The sequence below is a fragment of the Hymenobacter sediminicola genome, from assembly GCF_014250515.1.
Lineage (GTDB): Bacteria > Bacteroidota > Bacteroidia > Cytophagales > Hymenobacteraceae > Hymenobacter > Hymenobacter sediminicola.
In genome coordinates, this window is sequence record NZ_CP060202.1 from 2,740,456 (window position 1) to 2,755,084 (window position 14,629).

Annotated in this window: 15 protein-coding genes; 3 read left to right on the forward strand and 12 right to left on the reverse strand. The window is 56.7% G+C overall.

Going from position 1 to position 14,629, the window contains the following annotated elements; translation table 11 throughout:
• Positions 1 to 99: 99 nt before the first annotated feature.
• From dnaN to H4317_RS11765, 10 genes are all read right to left on the reverse strand, one after another.
• The gene (dnaN, locus tag H4317_RS11720; protein ID WP_185886784.1) at positions 100 to 1,224 is read right to left on the reverse strand and encodes a DNA polymerase III subunit beta; all 1,125 of its coding nucleotides are present in this window, start codon (positions 1,222 to 1,224) and stop codon (positions 100 to 102) included.
• A 151-nt stretch (positions 1,225 to 1,375) separates the two neighbouring features.
• Positions 1,376 to 1,792, reverse strand: coding sequence for a response regulator (locus tag H4317_RS11725; RefSeq protein WP_185886785.1), 417 nt, complete (start codon positions 1,790 to 1,792; stop codon positions 1,376 to 1,378).
• Positions 1,793 to 1,852: 60 nt separating this feature from the next.
• Positions 1,853 to 3,583 carry a sensor histidine kinase gene (locus tag H4317_RS11730; protein ID WP_185886786.1) on the reverse strand — a complete coding sequence of 577 codons (1,731 nt, stop codon included), beginning with the start codon at positions 3,581 to 3,583 and terminating at the stop codon, positions 1,853 to 1,855.
• Positions 3,561 to 3,887, reverse strand: coding sequence for a circadian clock KaiB family protein (locus H4317_RS11735; protein ID WP_185886787.1), 327 nt, complete (start codon positions 3,885 to 3,887; stop codon positions 3,561 to 3,563). The genes H4317_RS11730 and H4317_RS11735 overlap by 23 nt, the downstream gene beginning before the upstream one ends.
• A gap of 11 nt (positions 3,888 to 3,898) precedes the next feature.
• Positions 3,899 to 4,189 carry a circadian clock KaiB family protein gene (locus H4317_RS11740; protein ID WP_185886788.1) on the reverse strand — a complete coding sequence of 97 codons (291 nt, stop codon included), beginning with the start codon at positions 4,187 to 4,189 and terminating at the stop codon, positions 3,899 to 3,901.
• Between the two features lie 42 nt (positions 4,190 to 4,231).
• Positions 4,232 to 5,944: a circadian clock protein KaiC gene (gene kaiC / locus H4317_RS11745; RefSeq protein ID WP_260625643.1), complete on the reverse strand. Its 1,713-nt coding sequence runs from the start codon at positions 5,942 to 5,944 to the stop codon at positions 4,232 to 4,234.
• 271 nt (positions 5,945 to 6,215) lie between these two features.
• Positions 6,216 to 7,925, reverse strand: coding sequence for a gliding motility-associated ABC transporter substrate-binding protein GldG (gldG, locus tag H4317_RS11750; protein ID WP_260625644.1), 1,710 nt, complete (start codon positions 7,923 to 7,925; stop codon positions 6,216 to 6,218).
• Positions 7,926 to 7,940: 15 nt separating this feature from the next.
• Positions 7,941 to 8,666: a gliding motility-associated ABC transporter permease subunit GldF gene (gene gldF, locus H4317_RS11755; protein WP_185886790.1), complete on the reverse strand. Its 726-nt coding sequence runs from the start codon at positions 8,664 to 8,666 to the stop codon at positions 7,941 to 7,943.
• A gap of 111 nt (positions 8,667 to 8,777) precedes the next feature.
• Positions 8,778 to 9,692 carry a gliding motility-associated ABC transporter ATP-binding subunit GldA gene (gldA, locus tag H4317_RS11760; RefSeq protein ID WP_185886791.1) on the reverse strand — a complete coding sequence of 305 codons (915 nt, stop codon included), beginning with the start codon at positions 9,690 to 9,692 and terminating at the stop codon, positions 8,778 to 8,780.
• Between the two features lie 210 nt (positions 9,693 to 9,902).
• Positions 9,903 to 10,595 (reverse strand): SDR family oxidoreductase, encoded by a 693-nt coding sequence (locus H4317_RS11765; RefSeq protein ID WP_185886792.1) that lies wholly within the window; start codon positions 10,593 to 10,595, stop codon positions 9,903 to 9,905.
• A gap of 90 nt (positions 10,596 to 10,685) precedes the next feature.
• Between H4317_RS11765 and H4317_RS11770 the strand changes: the two genes are divergently transcribed.
• Entirely contained in the window at positions 10,686 to 11,381 is a 696-nt protein-coding gene (locus H4317_RS11770; protein WP_185886793.1) for a GIN domain-containing protein, read from the forward strand.
• A 22-nt stretch (positions 11,382 to 11,403) separates the two neighbouring features.
• On the opposite strand, the gene H4317_RS11775 is transcribed toward H4317_RS11770, so the two are convergent.
• Complete coding sequence (locus H4317_RS11775) at positions 11,404 to 12,117, reverse strand: SDR family oxidoreductase (RefSeq protein ID WP_185886794.1); 714 nt, start codon at positions 12,115 to 12,117, stop codon at positions 11,404 to 11,406.
• 102 nt (positions 12,118 to 12,219) lie between these two features.
• Here H4317_RS11775 and H4317_RS11780 point away from each other — a divergent pair, with 102 nt between their 5' ends.
• On the forward strand, positions 12,220 to 12,951 hold the full coding sequence (locus H4317_RS11780; protein WP_185886795.1) for an MlaE family ABC transporter permease: 732 nt from the start codon (positions 12,220 to 12,222) through the stop codon (positions 12,949 to 12,951).
• Between the two features lie 97 nt (positions 12,952 to 13,048).
• On the forward strand, positions 13,049 to 13,858 hold the full coding sequence (locus tag H4317_RS11785; protein ID WP_185886796.1) for an ABC transporter ATP-binding protein: 810 nt from the start codon (positions 13,049 to 13,051) through the stop codon (positions 13,856 to 13,858).
• Between the two features lie 119 nt (positions 13,859 to 13,977).
• On the opposite strand, the gene H4317_RS11790 is transcribed toward H4317_RS11785, so the two are convergent.
• The gene (locus H4317_RS11790; RefSeq protein ID WP_185886797.1) at positions 13,978 to 14,526 is read right to left on the reverse strand and encodes a YfiT family bacillithiol transferase; all 549 of its coding nucleotides are present in this window, start codon (positions 14,524 to 14,526) and stop codon (positions 13,978 to 13,980) included.
• Positions 14,527 to 14,629: the final 103 nt, after the last annotated feature.

The following is a 14,629-nucleotide window of genomic DNA, read 5'->3' on the forward strand; positions in this document are numbered from 1 at the left end:
GAGCTTGCTGAAATACCGCCCCTACTAAGTAACCTGGTTACTACTGTAGTGGCGATGATTCAACAAGCTCCGTATGACGCTCTGGGTTGTGCAAGAAAGTTAAACGTAGTTGTTCAGCATCACCGGCATCACGAGCATCAGAATGTTCTCGTTGTCGTCGGCGAGGGTAGGCATGAGCAGGCCGGCACGGTTAGGGGTGCTCAGTTCCAGCGTAATTTCCTCCGAATCGATGTTGGACAGCATCTCCTGCAGGAACTTAGCATTGAAACCGATTTCCATGTCCTCCCCGTCATACTGGCAAGCCAGTTTTTCGTTGGCTTCGTTCGAGAAGTCCAGGTCTTCGGCCGAAACAGTCAGCTCTGAGCCTGCGAGGCGCAGGCGTACCTGGTGCGTGGTTTTGTTGGAGTAGATGCTAATCCGCTTCACCGAGTTCAGCAGCTCCTGGCGGCTGATGATGAGCTTGTTGGGGTTCGAAACCGGAATTACGTTCTCGTAATCGGGATACCGCTCATCAATCAGGCGGCACACGAGGCGCATCTGGTTGAAGCTGAAGAAAGCATTGGAGTTGTTGAACTCTACGCGTACCGGAGTTGCCTCGGAGGGCAGCGCGCCTTTCAGCAAGTTGAACGCTTTGCGCGGAATGATAAGATTGGCCGTCTGGCCGGCCCCCACGTCGGAGCGGCGGTAGCGAAGCAGCCGGTGGCCATCGGTAGCCACAAACGTCACCTGGCTGTCGGCGAGTTGCACCAGAATACCAGTCATGGCCGGGCGCAGCTCGTCGGTGCTCACGGCGAAGATGGTTTTGTTGATGGCGCGTGCCAACGACGACGACGGAATTTCCAGCGGTGCCGACCCTTTCACTACCGGTACGCGCGGAAAGTCGGTGGCATTTTCGCCGGCTAGTTTGTAGCGGCCGTTGGAGCTGGCAATTTCGATGGTATAGGTTTCCTCGTCCAGCGTGAATGTCACGGGCTGGTCGGGCAGGTTTTTCAGGGTATCGAGCAGAATGCGGGCGGGGGCAGCAATGCGGCCACTTTCGCGGGCTTCTACGGGCAATTCGGTCATCATGCTGGTCTCCAGATCGGAGGCCGTAATCGTCAGCTTGCCATCTTCAATCTCGAAGAGGAAGTTCTCCAGAATCGGCACAACAGGATTGTTCGTGACCACGCCGTTGATGCTCTGGAGCTGCTTGAGCAAGGCGGAAGACGAGACGATGAACTTCATACGAAAAGGTAGGTTGTCGGCGTTTTGGGGAAGAGGACAAAGATAGGAAACCGCAACGGGGTTTTCTAGCACTGCGCAGCACCGCTAACAGCAGCAGCGCCGGATTATTACGGGTGAGCAGACTACGTATGCCAGGAAAGACGTAGCCGCTTCAGCAGTCTGGCTCCAGGTGGCTGAAATAGGTTTTTAGCAGCTGATGCACCTTCTCGGTCGTTAGGGGTTTGTGCACAAACCCCGCAACATTATGCTGCTTCAGTCGGGTAATATTATGGGAAGGCAACGGGGTTGTGAGGGTCACCACAATGATGGAATGCCGGGAGGCTGGCAGTTGCGCATAGGTTTCCACGAAGCTATAGCCATCCATAACAGGCATTTGCACGTCCAGCAGAATCAGGGTATCGGGGGCGGCTGTAGTAGGCTGGTGCTGGTGCAGCAGGTCCAGCGCATGCTGGCCGTTGGTGGCAGTTAGTAGCCTGTCGGCCGCTTCCAGCCGCAATAGTAAGCTGTGGTTCAGATAGTTTGTGGTAGAGTCATCATCAACCAATATGATACAGGAAAGCTTGGGCATAGAAGTAACACTAAAGTGGTAATTGACGGGGTATACTGGCCGAGGGGCAGAAACGAGGCGCTACCGTGCGAAATGCACGAAGAAGCTTGCCCCCTTCCCTACCTGGCTTTGTACCTCAATATAGCCCCCGGCGTTTTCTATAATCTTCTTCACCATGTATAAGCCGATGCCGCTGCCTTCAACATGGTCGTGGAAGCGCTGAAACATGGCAAACAGCCGCTCATGGTTACTGGTATCAAGCCCTAGGCCATTGTCGTGCACTTCCAGCACCGTAAACTGGGCCGTCTGGCGGGTCAGAATCCGAACGTGCAGTTCCCGGTCGAGAGAATGGTATTTGAAGGCGTTGCTGAGCAGATTATACACGATACTGCGCAGGTTCTTCTCGGAGAAGGATATGGAAGGGCACGCCTCAACATTTACTTCCAGCTGGCCGCCAGCAGAACGCATCAGAGGCCTCAAATCCAGGCTCACTTCCTGAATCAGGCTCGCCAGATCAATCACCGCGGCGGGCTGGTCGTTTTCCTTCTGCAGCTTGGTCACTTCAGTCAAGTGCTCAATCGTACGCTTGAAGCGCTCCACCGAGTCCTGCATCATGTTCAGGAGCAGTTGGGTCTGGTCGTTGCCGGAGCTGCTGGCGGCCAGTTCTGGCTGCAACGCGTTGAGTAGGCCCTCGATATTGTTGATAGGTGCCTTCAGGTCGTGGGAGGCGGTATAAATGAAGTTATCCAGGTCGATATTAGCGCGCGTCAGTTGCTCATTGTTCATTCGCAACTGGCTCTGAGTTTGCACAATACGCTCCTGCGCCAGCTTCTGCTCATGGATATCCGTGTAGGTGCCAATCCATTGCACAATCTGCTCCTGCTCGTTGCGGGAAGGCAACGCGCGACCCAGCATCCAGCGGTATTCGCCGAAACGGTCCCGAATCCGACATTCGACTTCCAGTGGTGCCCCCGAATCAAGGCTGAGCTGCCAGCGCTGGATAGCAGGCCGCAGGTCATCGGGGTGGATGTATTCCGCAATCTGGCTATCCAGTGACTGATTTCCCTGAATTCCGGTGTAATCAAACCAGCGCCGGTTGAGGTAGGTGTTGTGTCCGGTTGGCTCGGCGGTCCAGGCAATCTGTGGAATGCCTTCCAGCAGCCGGCTGGCTTCGGCGGCCACCCGCTCTACTGCTATCCGGGCCGATTCCTGCGTTTTCAACTCCTCATTCTTGTGGGCCAGCAGCATATTCTGCTCTGCTACCTGCGCCTGAATAGCGCTTATCTCGCGTTGCGCCGACATATCCGTGACGATAACAGCCAGCACCGACGTCTCGTTGAACGTCAGCACGTTCAAGGCCAAGGCAAAGGGCCGTAGCAGACCTTGCTGGCTGCTTAAGGGCATCTCGCCTTTGCTTTTGCCAGCCCAGCCCGCTGCCAGCAGCGTCTGCCAGTATGCTTGATAGTCTGCAGGTACGAAATCAGCGAAGTCGGTGCCCATCACAGCTTCCAGCCCCCTATCGAGTAAGCTGGCCATGCAGGCGTTGCAGTAGAGCACCGTTGAGTCCTGGCTCAGCAGCAATGCTCCCTCGTTCATCTGCTCAATGAGGGTACGGTAGCTTTGGTCGGCACCTTCCAGCGTGTAAATGCGGGGGCCATCGGCTCCTTGCACCGCCAGCGCATCAACCGAGCCGGTGCGAATAGCGCTGATAAGCTCTTCGGCTTCCTGCAACTGCAGGCGTAGCTGCTGGTTTTCGCGGGCCAGCTCAGCAGCAGAAAGCGACGAAGAATCAGGCATCGACGTGGGGGTCATCGGAGTCAGGAACAAGGCCGAGCAAGGTTAGCACACGGCGGCGGTCCGAAAGGTCGCCAACTAGCCAACGCATCAGACCAGGGCTTTTTTTCACGAGCGTTGGAGCCGCAATGATCTGCGCATCCTGCGCCATTTCAGGCTGCTGATAAATATCCACAATTATCAGTTCGTAACGCCCCGGAAGATACCGCTCACAGATATCCTTGATGTTGCGCACAGCCCGCGTGGAGTTGGGAGTGGCACCAGTTATGTACAGATGAAGTATGTATTCGGCGGCCGTTTCCGGGCCTTGTTCTGGTTCCATAAACGGCAGACCTACTTACCCTCAACCGCCCGGATATCCAGCCCGACCAGCACTCGCTCCTGGTTAGACAGGTCGCCAATGATTTTGCGGATAGGCGACGGCACTTTGCGCACCAACGTCGGAATAGCCAGAATCTGGTCGCCCTCGGCCAACTGTGGGTGCAGCAGCAAGTCAATCACCTCCAGTCGGTAGCGGCCTTTCAGGTGCGTCTCGCAATAGTTACGCAGATTGGCCAGCGCCGTAACAGATTTCACGGTTTGGCCGGCCACGTACAGGCGCAGTTCCCAGATTTCCTCTTCCATAGTTGTGGGTATTGAGCCCAGAGTCATCGTCATACTGCGGTGTTACGCGTTATCGGGCGAATCGGACGACTTATCGGTCCGACGGTTGGCAAAGTCGCGGGCAATCTGCTGGCGACTCTGTGTGAGGGAATTTTGGCGGTGCTCCTCTTCCAGCGTGATGCGACGCAATTCTTCCTCCACCGACTCAAACTCGGTGCGCAGGTTGGCAATAGTAGCTTCCAGCACCCGGCGCTTGCGCTCCAGTTCCCGGTCGCGGCGTTCCACTTCCTGCTGATTGGCTATTATCTGGGCCTGCTCCTGAATGCTCTGGGCCAAGCGGCTGGCCCCGGTCACGATGCCGTCCGGTCCGATTTTCACGTCGAGCAACTGAACTCCGTGGCTGGTTACTACAAATTCGCGTACCTGGTTGGAGTGCGCCATGCCCCGGGCTTTCAGAATGCTGACGCCCCGGTTCCGCTCTCCTACGCCTTCTAGGTCGCGCACATGAACCCAGGTATCGACCAGTGAAGAAACGCCCTCTTCGGTCATTTCCTGTGTAGCACTCCGGCCGCTGATCAGGGCGGTAAAGAGGGCCGTGACGCCCTGCACTTTCAGGTAGTCGATGAGGCGAGTAAGCATGGCCCGCACCTCAGAAATGCTGCCCACCGAAACCAGATTGCTGATTGGGTCGATGATTACGGTGCCAGGCTTTATTTCTTTAATCAGCTTATGCACCGTAACCAAGTGCTGCTCCAGCCCATTGAGTGTGGGCCGGGACGCCTCAATGAACAGCAGTCCTTGTTCCACAAAAGGCCGCAGGTCCATTCCCACGGATTGCATATTGCGGATCAGCTGCTCCGGCGACTCCTCGAATGCAAAGTACACACATCGTTCGCCCCGGCGGCAGGCTTCTATAGCAAAAGATACCGCCAGCGTGGTCTTGGCCGTGCCTGCCGTGCCCGTGATGAGCGTACTGCTGCCACGGTACACACCGCGGTGCGTGAACATATCATCTAGGCCTGCTACACCGGTAGACACTACCTCATTGGACACTACATGCTCCAGCCGCAGCGAGGTAACGGGCACCACCGAAATACCATCCTCAGTAATGATGTAGGGGTATTCGTTGGTGCCGTGCGTGCTGCCACGGTATTTCACTATGCGCAGGCGGCGCGTCGTTATCTGATTGATTACCCGGTTATCGAGCAAAATCACGCAGTCGGAAACGTATTCCTCTAGTCCTTGGCGCGTCAGGGAACCTTCGCCTCGCTCAGCCGTGATGACGGTAGTGACCCCCTTGTCTTTGAGCCAGCGAAACAGACGCCGGATTTCAGACCGGAGTACCGCTTGGTTAGGGAATCCCGAAAACAATGACTCAATGGTATCGAGCACGACGCGTTTGGCACCAATGCTGTCGATGGCATACCCCAGGCGGATAAACAGGCCTTCGAGGTCATACTCGCCGGTTTCTTCTATCTCCGACCGGTCGACGTGCACGTGGTCGAGGCGGAGCAATTTATTGGCCTGCAGCTGCTTCAGGTCGAAGCCCAGCGAAGCCACGTTGGCAGCCAGTTCATCGGCGGTTTCCTCAAACGCCATGAGTACTCCGGGCTCGTTGTAGTCCAGAATGCCGCGCACCAGAAATTCTACGCCCATCAGAGTTTTGCCACAGCCGGCACTCCCGCATATTAGGGTTGGGCGCCCTTTAGGCAAGCCTCCTTCCGTAATTTCATCGAGGCCTTCGATGCCTGTTGGGGCTTTGGGCAATGCGGCCATGTGCCCGGTTGCTAGAGTAGGATTAGCGTCTTGCATGAAAGAATAGCGTATGCAACGAAGGTAGCCTATTTCGACCTACTTCCTACAGACCCAACACGCATGACAAGGCGGCCTTCAGTAAAGCAATGGGCTGTACTGCGCTCCTGCCTGGCCGTTAATAGGCCACACGCTTGCTATCTGGGTCTAGCAATACACACAGTCGTTCCACCCTCTGCATACTACAATAGCTACAGTAGAGGCTCGTAAAGACCAGAAGCTAAACTTTCTGGTGTTAAAATGAAGCGTAGCGGCGCTTACGGCGCCAGGCGCGCACGGCTCCGAACAGGCCCAGTAGCACCAACGGCGCCGCCAAGTTTAGGAGCTGCCACTGGCTGCGCTGCTCGGCTACGCGGAGCTTATCGAGGGGACGGAGCGTGATTTGCTTGCCGCGCACCGTGATAAGGCCGCTTTCGTCGAGCATGTAGTCTACGGCATTCAGCACCAACTCGCGGTTGGCAAATTCGGTGCTGGCGAGACGGTCGAAGCCGAGGCGCATCGGGCGGCCGGTTTTGGGGTCTACCTCATTGCGCACAAAGTCGCCGTCAGAAATGACCAGCACTTTGGCAGGGCGGGCCTGCGGCGAGGTTTCGGGCTGGAAGCGAGTGGTACCGGGCTCGGTACGGTTGGCGTAGAGGGAGCGGAACTGGCCTTCGAGCAAATAGCCGACCGGGTTGAACTTCGAGGTATAGAGCTTCTGGTCGGGTGGCAGGCGGGCGTCGTTCAGGTTCACGGGCACGGGAGCCGGCAGCACGCGCGTGTAGCGCGAGGTAAACATGAGCGGCGTTTTGCGGATGCCGGTGGCTTTCACCGTGTCGAGGCTGCTGATGAACTTGGTGTATACCGCATCGAGGTTGCGGGTGATGGGGTGCGGGCTGTAGTTGTTGATAAGCGGGTAGAACTGCCACGGCATGGGCTCCACTTTGGGTTTGTCGCCTTCGGTGCCCGTCACGAGCGGAATCACGCCGGAATTGAGGTCCAGAATCAGGTCAGGATTTACCCGGACACCGTACTTGAACAGCAGGTCGTCGAGGCCCAGCTGCAGCGGAAAGGCCAGCATACCTCCCCGGCTGGCGCTGTCGAGGTTCACGCGCATGGCATCCATGAATAACAGCGCATTGCCGCCCTGCGTGATAAACTGATCCAGCTTAAACTTCTCCGGCTCAGTATAGGCTGTGGCAGGCTTGGCTACAATTAGGGCACTGAGCGTGCGCAGATCCTGGGGCCGCGACGCCGCCAGATTGACCCGAAATACGTCGTAGAACTGGCCCAGGGAGCCTATCAGGTCGCCGGCTTCCAGGTTCGACAGCTCGCCGTGGCCTTCAATCACGCCGATGCGCTTACGCTGGCCGGGACTGAGCTTGCGGATGGCGCTGGCCAGTTCGTATTCCAACCCTTCGATGCTTTGGTTGAGGCGCACATCGGAAGGTGCGGCTTGGTTGCCGCGCAGCAGTAGCACTTGCTGCTGCTTGCCGCCAGCTTCCACCGTAGCCCAGGGAAAGATGATTTTCTCGACCCGCTTGCCGTTTTCGTTAGCGCCCAGATTGGTGGGGCGCAGGCCTTTTTTGAGCAACGTCTCATAGTATTCGTTGCGGGCCTTCTCGGTACCAGCCGCTGAAGGGTCGATGAAGACGTAGTGCAGGTTGGAGCCGCCGTACACCTGCATTTCGTTCAGGGTTTCGCGCACCGACTGCTGCAAACGGCGGAAAGCGGGCGGAAAGTCACCATCCAGATACACGGTCACGGTCACGGGTTGCTTCAGGTTCTGGAGCAGCGCTTTGGTGGCATCCGACATGGTGTAACGCTTCTCCTCCGTCAGGTCGAGGCGGAAGAAGAATTGCTGGCCGAGAAAGTTGAACAGCAGCAGTAGGCCTATCACCACCAGAAAGCGGGTCAGGTCGCGGCGTTTGCGGGAAGCAGGAAACGAGGGTTGTGGTTCGGACATGTTGTTTCGTAGCTGCTACCAGTTCCGGCTTTGCAATACCAGCCGCGTGGCGAGTAGCAGCCCGGCAATCAGACTAAGGAAATAGAGTAGGTCGCGGGAGTCGATGAGGCCTTTGCTGATGTCGCGGTAGTGGGCCGCAATGCCTAGCTGGCTGATGTAGTAGGCTGGCGCCCCGTCGAAAACCGAGGCCAGCGAATCGAAGCCCGAGTACACCAGGAAGCAGCCTACCACGGCCACCAGAAAAGCAATGATTTGGTCGCGGGTAATGGCCGAGGCGAAGATGCCGATGGCCGAAAATACCGCCGCCAGCAGCCCCAGCCCCAGGTAGGAGCCTACCGTGGCCGCCGAGTCGATGTTGCCGGGCGGGTTGCCGAGCTGATACACCGAGTAATAGTAAAGCAGCGTGGGCAGCAGCGCCAGTAGGGCCAGCAGCAAGCAGGCCAAGTACTTCCCTCCTATTATCTGGCCATCGGTGAGCGGACGCGTGAGCAGTAACTCGATGGTGCCGGCCTTCTTCTCCTCGGCAAAAGTGCGCATAGTGAGGGCCGGAATCAGGAACAGGAAAATCCAGGGGGCCATGTTGAAGAGCGTCTGCAGGTCGGCAAAGCCGTAGTCCAGCACCGAGCTATCCGGAAAGACCCACACGAACAGGCCTGTAGCTACCAGAAACACCCCCATGACCACGTAGGCCACCGGCGAGTTGAGGAAGCTGTTGAATTCTTTGCGAAGGATGGCGAGCATTAATCAATGATTGAATGAGTGGATAAGTGAATAACTGAATGAGTAGATGAGTGAATGTCGTACAGGTGACCTAGTGCACCTATCCATTCACTCATCCACTCATTCAGTCATTCACTCACTGCGCGTCAGCTGCTGGAACACCTGCTCCAGCGACTGTTCCTCCTGCCGCAACCCCAACAGCACCCAGCCCTGCTGAGCCGCCAGCCGTGAAATGGCGCCGCGCTGGTCGGTGCCGGCAGCGGCTCGGATACGATAAGTATTGCCGGTTTCTACTTCCACGTTTCGGATGCCAGCCAGCGCCAATAGCGGCGCAGCGTCAATTGGCTGCTCAAACTCGGCGCGGATGATGGTTTCGCGCGCGGCCTTGCCGCCTAGCTCCGACACGGGCGAATCGGCGACGAGCCGGCCGCGGTTGATGATGACGGCGCGGCTGCACAGGGCGGCTACTTCGGGCAGAATGTGGGTGCTGAAGATGACGGTTTTGTCTTGGCCCAGTTCTCGGATCAGGCTGCGGATTTCACCAATCTGGTTAGGGTCTAAGCCGGTGGTGGGCTCGTCGAGGATGAGTACGCCAGGGTCGTGGATGAGGGCCTGCGCAAGGCCTACGCGCTGGCGGTAGCCTTTGGACAGGGCCCCGATTTGCTTGTTCTGCTCGCGCCCCAGCCCTACCCTATCCACCAGTTGCTGCACACGCTGGCGCAGCCCGCTGCCTTTCAGACCGTGCACCGACCCAATGAATTCAAGGTATTCGTGCACGTACATATCGAGGTAGAGCGGGTTGTGTTCGGGCAAGTAGCCTACGCGGCGGCGCACTTCCAGCGGAGCCGTCTGCACGTCATAGCCTTCAATAACGATAGTGCCAGCCGAAGGCGGCAGATACCCCGTAGCCATCTTCATGGTCGTGGACTTGCCGGCCCCGTTCGGCCCCAGAAACCCCAGTATTTCACCTTTCCCGACCGTGAAGGATATGTCATCCACCGCCGTTTGGGTACCGAAGGTTTTGGTAAGATTCGTTATTTCAACCATGTAGAATGGCGTGTATTAATCAATGAGGAGCCACGGATGAAAGCGGGCAGTAGCGAAGTAAGGAAAAAGTATCCAGGCAAGTTTTACCAGAAACCACGATGCTACTAGCCCAGCAAATACGGCTTTCGTTCTGCGTCTGTGTGGTTTGGCCTGCTTCCACTGTACCAAACAGTACACTAGTAATGCCAGCAAAAACAGGAACTGCATTTCCTACTTTGGCAGCGTAGGCCGCATCTGCAGCTCCGATATCATCGTGCTTTGAGGGGCCTCCAGCGCGTGCACAATAGCAGCGGCAATGTCTTCGGGCTGCATCTTATGCGGGTCAGGTTTCTGGCCAGGTTCGGCGCCGTTGAAGTTGGTTTCTACCGAGCCGGGCATAATGCACGTTACGCGCACTCCCTGTGGCCGAACTTCTTTGAACAACGAATCGGAGAAGCCGCGCACGGCGTATTTGGTGGCGCAGTAGCCAGCCAGATTGGGGCTGCCCGCCGTGCCGGCAAGGGAAGCTACATTGATAATGTGGCCTTCTTTCTGCTGCTTCATCTGGGGCAAAACGGCACGGGTGCAGTAGAACAAGCCATGCACGTTGGTATCGAACATGGCGTGCCAGTCATCTGACGAAAAGCCGTCAATAGGTCCGAAATTGCCGATACCGGCGTTGTTCACCAATACATGCACCTGCTGGCCCAGTTCCTTGGTAGTAGCGGCGTACGCCTTCTGTACATCGGCTTCCTTGCGGATGTCGCACTTAATGAAGTGAAAGCGCGGATGTTTGAAATCATCGGGAGCAGTGCGGCCCCAGCCGGCCACTATGGCCCCTTTGGCCAGTAGTGCCTCAGCGGTTGCCCGCCCAATGCCTTTGCTGACCCCTGTGATTATGGCTACCTTGCCGCTAAGATCCATAGCTGTAGGATGATGTTTCGGAATACATTCGGAGTGCAAGTTAATGGCCCCTGGCGGGTTTTACGTGGTATGTTGGCGTTAGGGCTGAGTATGGGACTGTTAGCATCCTGCCAGAACAACGACTGTCTGAAAAGTGCCGGCGAAGAAACCACGGAGCGGCGGGAGCTGCCCGAATTTCAGGACATCACCATCAACGACAATGTAAGCGTAACGCTGGTACAGGATTCGGAGACATACGCCGAAGTCAGGACCGGTAAGAATCTGCAGGAAGACCTGAAGCTGGAAGTGCGTGGCAACCGCCTTTACCTCACCAACGAAAGCCGTTGTAACTGGGGCCGCAGCTACGATATAGCCCACGAAGTTACGCTGCATCTGCCCCGTATCAACGATATAGACCATTTGGGCCAGGGCACCGTCCGCACCCAAAGCCAATTCTGGGCTGATACGGCCTACTTCCACATGACCGGCACCGGCGACTATGACCTCGACCTGCGCAGCAACTACCTCTGGCTCGACCAGTACGAGCTGGGCGACTACCGCCTGCGCGGCACCACCGACCAGCTCCTATTGACTGGCGGCGGCCTGGGCCGCTTCTTCGCCACCGAGTTGCGCGCCCGTGCCTGCTACCTCAACCTGAGCATCTACGCCGACAATGATGTGTATGTAAATGCCTCCGAGTATGTGCAGGGCACTCACGCTGGCGGTGGCACCATTTACTATGCCGGCAACCCTACCACCGCCGATGTCCGCGTGACGGGCAAAGGAAAGATTATTAAGCAGAACTGATAAGCTGGTAGCGCTGCTACACTCATAAGTCGCCGAGCTGCGGCCGGATGAGCAGTTCTTCCAGCACTGCCTGCGGCGAAAGAGTATAAGCGGCGTGAATGGCCGCAGCTACATCATCGGCCCGCACGAACCGCTCGGCGGGCAGGTCCACGCCCTCCCAGCTGGCTGTGAGAGTAGCACCGGGCAATACGGCCGTTACGCGCACATTCTGCTCTTTTAGCTCCTCCCGCAGGTTGCGCGTGAAGCCGTATAAGGCGTGTTTCGCAATGCCATAGGAGCCGCCATTGGGGTAGGCCATGATGCTGGCCGTGGAGCAAATATTAAAAATATGTCCGCTCCGGCGCGCAATCAGGCCAGGCAGCAGGGCCAGGGTCACGTCATAGGCACTAAGCAAGTTCACGGCCAGCATCTGCCGGAGTTGCGAGCCATCCTGTGGCTCATCTTGCAGGCGGCCGGGCAGAAAGGAGCCCGTATTGTTCACCAGCACTTCCACAGCTCCTCCCAAACTCAATACAAACTCTGTGAAGCGGTGGCAGTCCTCGGGTTGGCTGAGGTCGGCGGGCAGCGTATGCAGCCGAGCACCGGGAACTTCCTGCGCTACATCTGTTTGTAGCCGGGCCAGATCCTCGGCGGAGCGGGCACAGGTAACCACTGCAAAGCCGGCACGCAGGAAGCTCAGCACTACCGCCCGCCCGATTCCTTTGCTGCCCCCTGTTACCACGACATATTTTTCCATTCCTTTGGTTGTTGTTTCGGTTTTTACGTAAGGATTCAGGGCTTCTGCGGCTCAGCTAGCTCGCGCCGCAAGTTCCCGCTTTTCTATCTCACTTCGCCTCCTATGGTTAAGACCTTCGGTTCTTTTCTACTGTTTATGCAGAGCATGCTTTTCCGCAAAGAGCGGTTTGCTGTTCTGTGGAAACGCACCATCGATGAATGTGTACTGATTGGTATTGACTCAGTATTTATCGTTGCCATTGTTTCGGCCTTTATCGGGGCTGTTACCTGCGTCCAGATTGCCTACAACCTCATCAACCCACTCATTCCCAAGTCCACTATCGGGTACATGGTGCGCGAGATGACCATTCTGGAACTGGCTCCTACTATCACCAGCATCGTGCTAGCTGGTAAGGTTGGGTCGAGCATTGCGGGTGGCCTGGGTACCATGCGTATCACCGAGCAGGTTTCGGCGCTGGAAGTAATGGGCATCAACTCGGCTTCCTATTTAGTGCTGCCCCGCATTATTGCCTCCATGGTCATGTTTCCGCTCCTCGTGATTCTGGCCATGGCCTTGTCTATTGTGGGCGGCTACCTTGCCGGAACGTTGTCGGGCGCCATGTCGGCGCAGGAGTACATTGAAGGCATCCGCACCGATTTTATTCCTTACAACATTGCGTTTGCACTGATCAAGTCGGTGGTCTTCGCGTTTCTGGTATCGGCTATTTCTTCCTTTAAAGGCTACTACACTGAGGGCGGTGCGCTGGAAGTAGGAGCGGCCAGTACCGGTGCCGTTACTAACTCTATCATTGCCATTCTACTGGCCGACTACGCGCTGGCCGCCATTCTCCTGTAAGTAATAAGTGAAGAAATGAGCAGCCAGAGAGGTTTCCGCACTGTCTTAGTTGCTTAACTCGCTGTCATCTTCACTCATTCACTCATTCCACCGCGAAATGATTGAGGTTCATAATATCCAGAAGGCGTTCAACGGCAATCAGGTGCTGAAAGGAATTACCTGCACCTTCGAAACGGGCAAGTGCAACCTGTTGCTAGGTGGCTCCGGCACCGGCAAAAGCGTGTTACTACAGTGCATTGTGGGCCTGATGAAGCCCGATTTGGGCAGCATCACTTTCGATGGCACCGTATTCACGAACAACAAAGTGGACATCCGACAGGAAATCCGTCGCAAAATCGGGATGCTGTTTCAGGGCGGCGCCTTGTTCGACTCGATGACGGTGTATGAAAACACGGAGTTTCCGCTGAAAATGCTGACGCCGGAGATGAGCCGTGAAGAGCGGCGTGACCGGGTAGAGTTCTGCCTGAAGCGGGTAGGCCTCGAAAATGCAGGCACCAAAATGCCTTCCGAAATTTCCGGTGGCATGAAGAAGCGCGTCGGTATTGCCCGCGCCATTGCGCCCCAGTGTACCTACCTCTTCTGCGACGAGCCCAACTCCGGCCTCGACCCTGCTACTAGCATCAAGATTGACCAGCTCATCCAGGAAATCACCTACGAGTACAACATCACCACAGTCGTCATCACCCACGACATGAACTCGGTAATTGAAATTGGGGACCATATCATCTTCATGCACAAAGGCCTTAAGCTTTGGGACGGCACGAAGGATGAAATCCTTAACGCCCAAGTACCGGAACTACGCGAGTTTATTTTCAGCAGCAGCCTAGTGCGGGCCGCCAAGAAAGTGGATGAGGAGTCAGAAGGTGGCCTAGAAGCCTTGGCTAACGGTCCACTTTCTGAAGTATAACAAGCCTGCCCTCGCCTTATCAGGATATAGATTAAAGCAACAACCCCTGCCGTCCATGAGGATAGCAGGGGTTGTTTTTGGTTGAGCTGGAGACGCAGAATATATTTCTTCCTGATGAGCTACGCCCACCCTTCCCGTCGGCGCAGTTCTGTAATATGGCCCAGATGATGCCGTCCGTGCCAGGCATAGAGCACTAGAGCCTGGTCGAGTGTGTAGTCGCGCTGCTGCTCCGGATGATGAAAGGCACGGGCCCACTGTTCTGGAGTAAGATGGCGCATCAGCACACCCCAGCGAATGTGCAGTGCCTCCAGCAGCGCCAACGACACCGCTGGTGGCGTTACCTGCGAATCAGGCAGCTCAGCCCAGGCAGCCTCTTCGTAGGGCCGCACCACGGGGTTTTCCTCGGTAAGGGCCAGCTTGAAGCGAGTGTAGCTGTTCAGATGCGAGTCGGGCAGGTGGTGCAGTACCTGGCGCACACTCCAGCCGTCTGGACGGTAGGGTGTATTCAGTTGAGTAGGGTTCAGGCCCGTAACGGCGGCGCGTATCTGGTCGGGCAGCAGCGCAATCTGGGCAATGTAGGCCATACGGGCGCCATGTTCCAGCGGCTGCGTAGGTAGCACTGGGGGCCCAATTGGGTAGCGCAGGTCAGGTTCAGCAGTGATTGTCATAGAAGTGAGGTCTGGGTTGGAGGCGCAAGGTACAAACCGCCGGGAGGAGCCAACTGTCTTCCCTAGTAAAAGCAAAAAGGCTTTCCTGTGTCAGGAAAGCCTT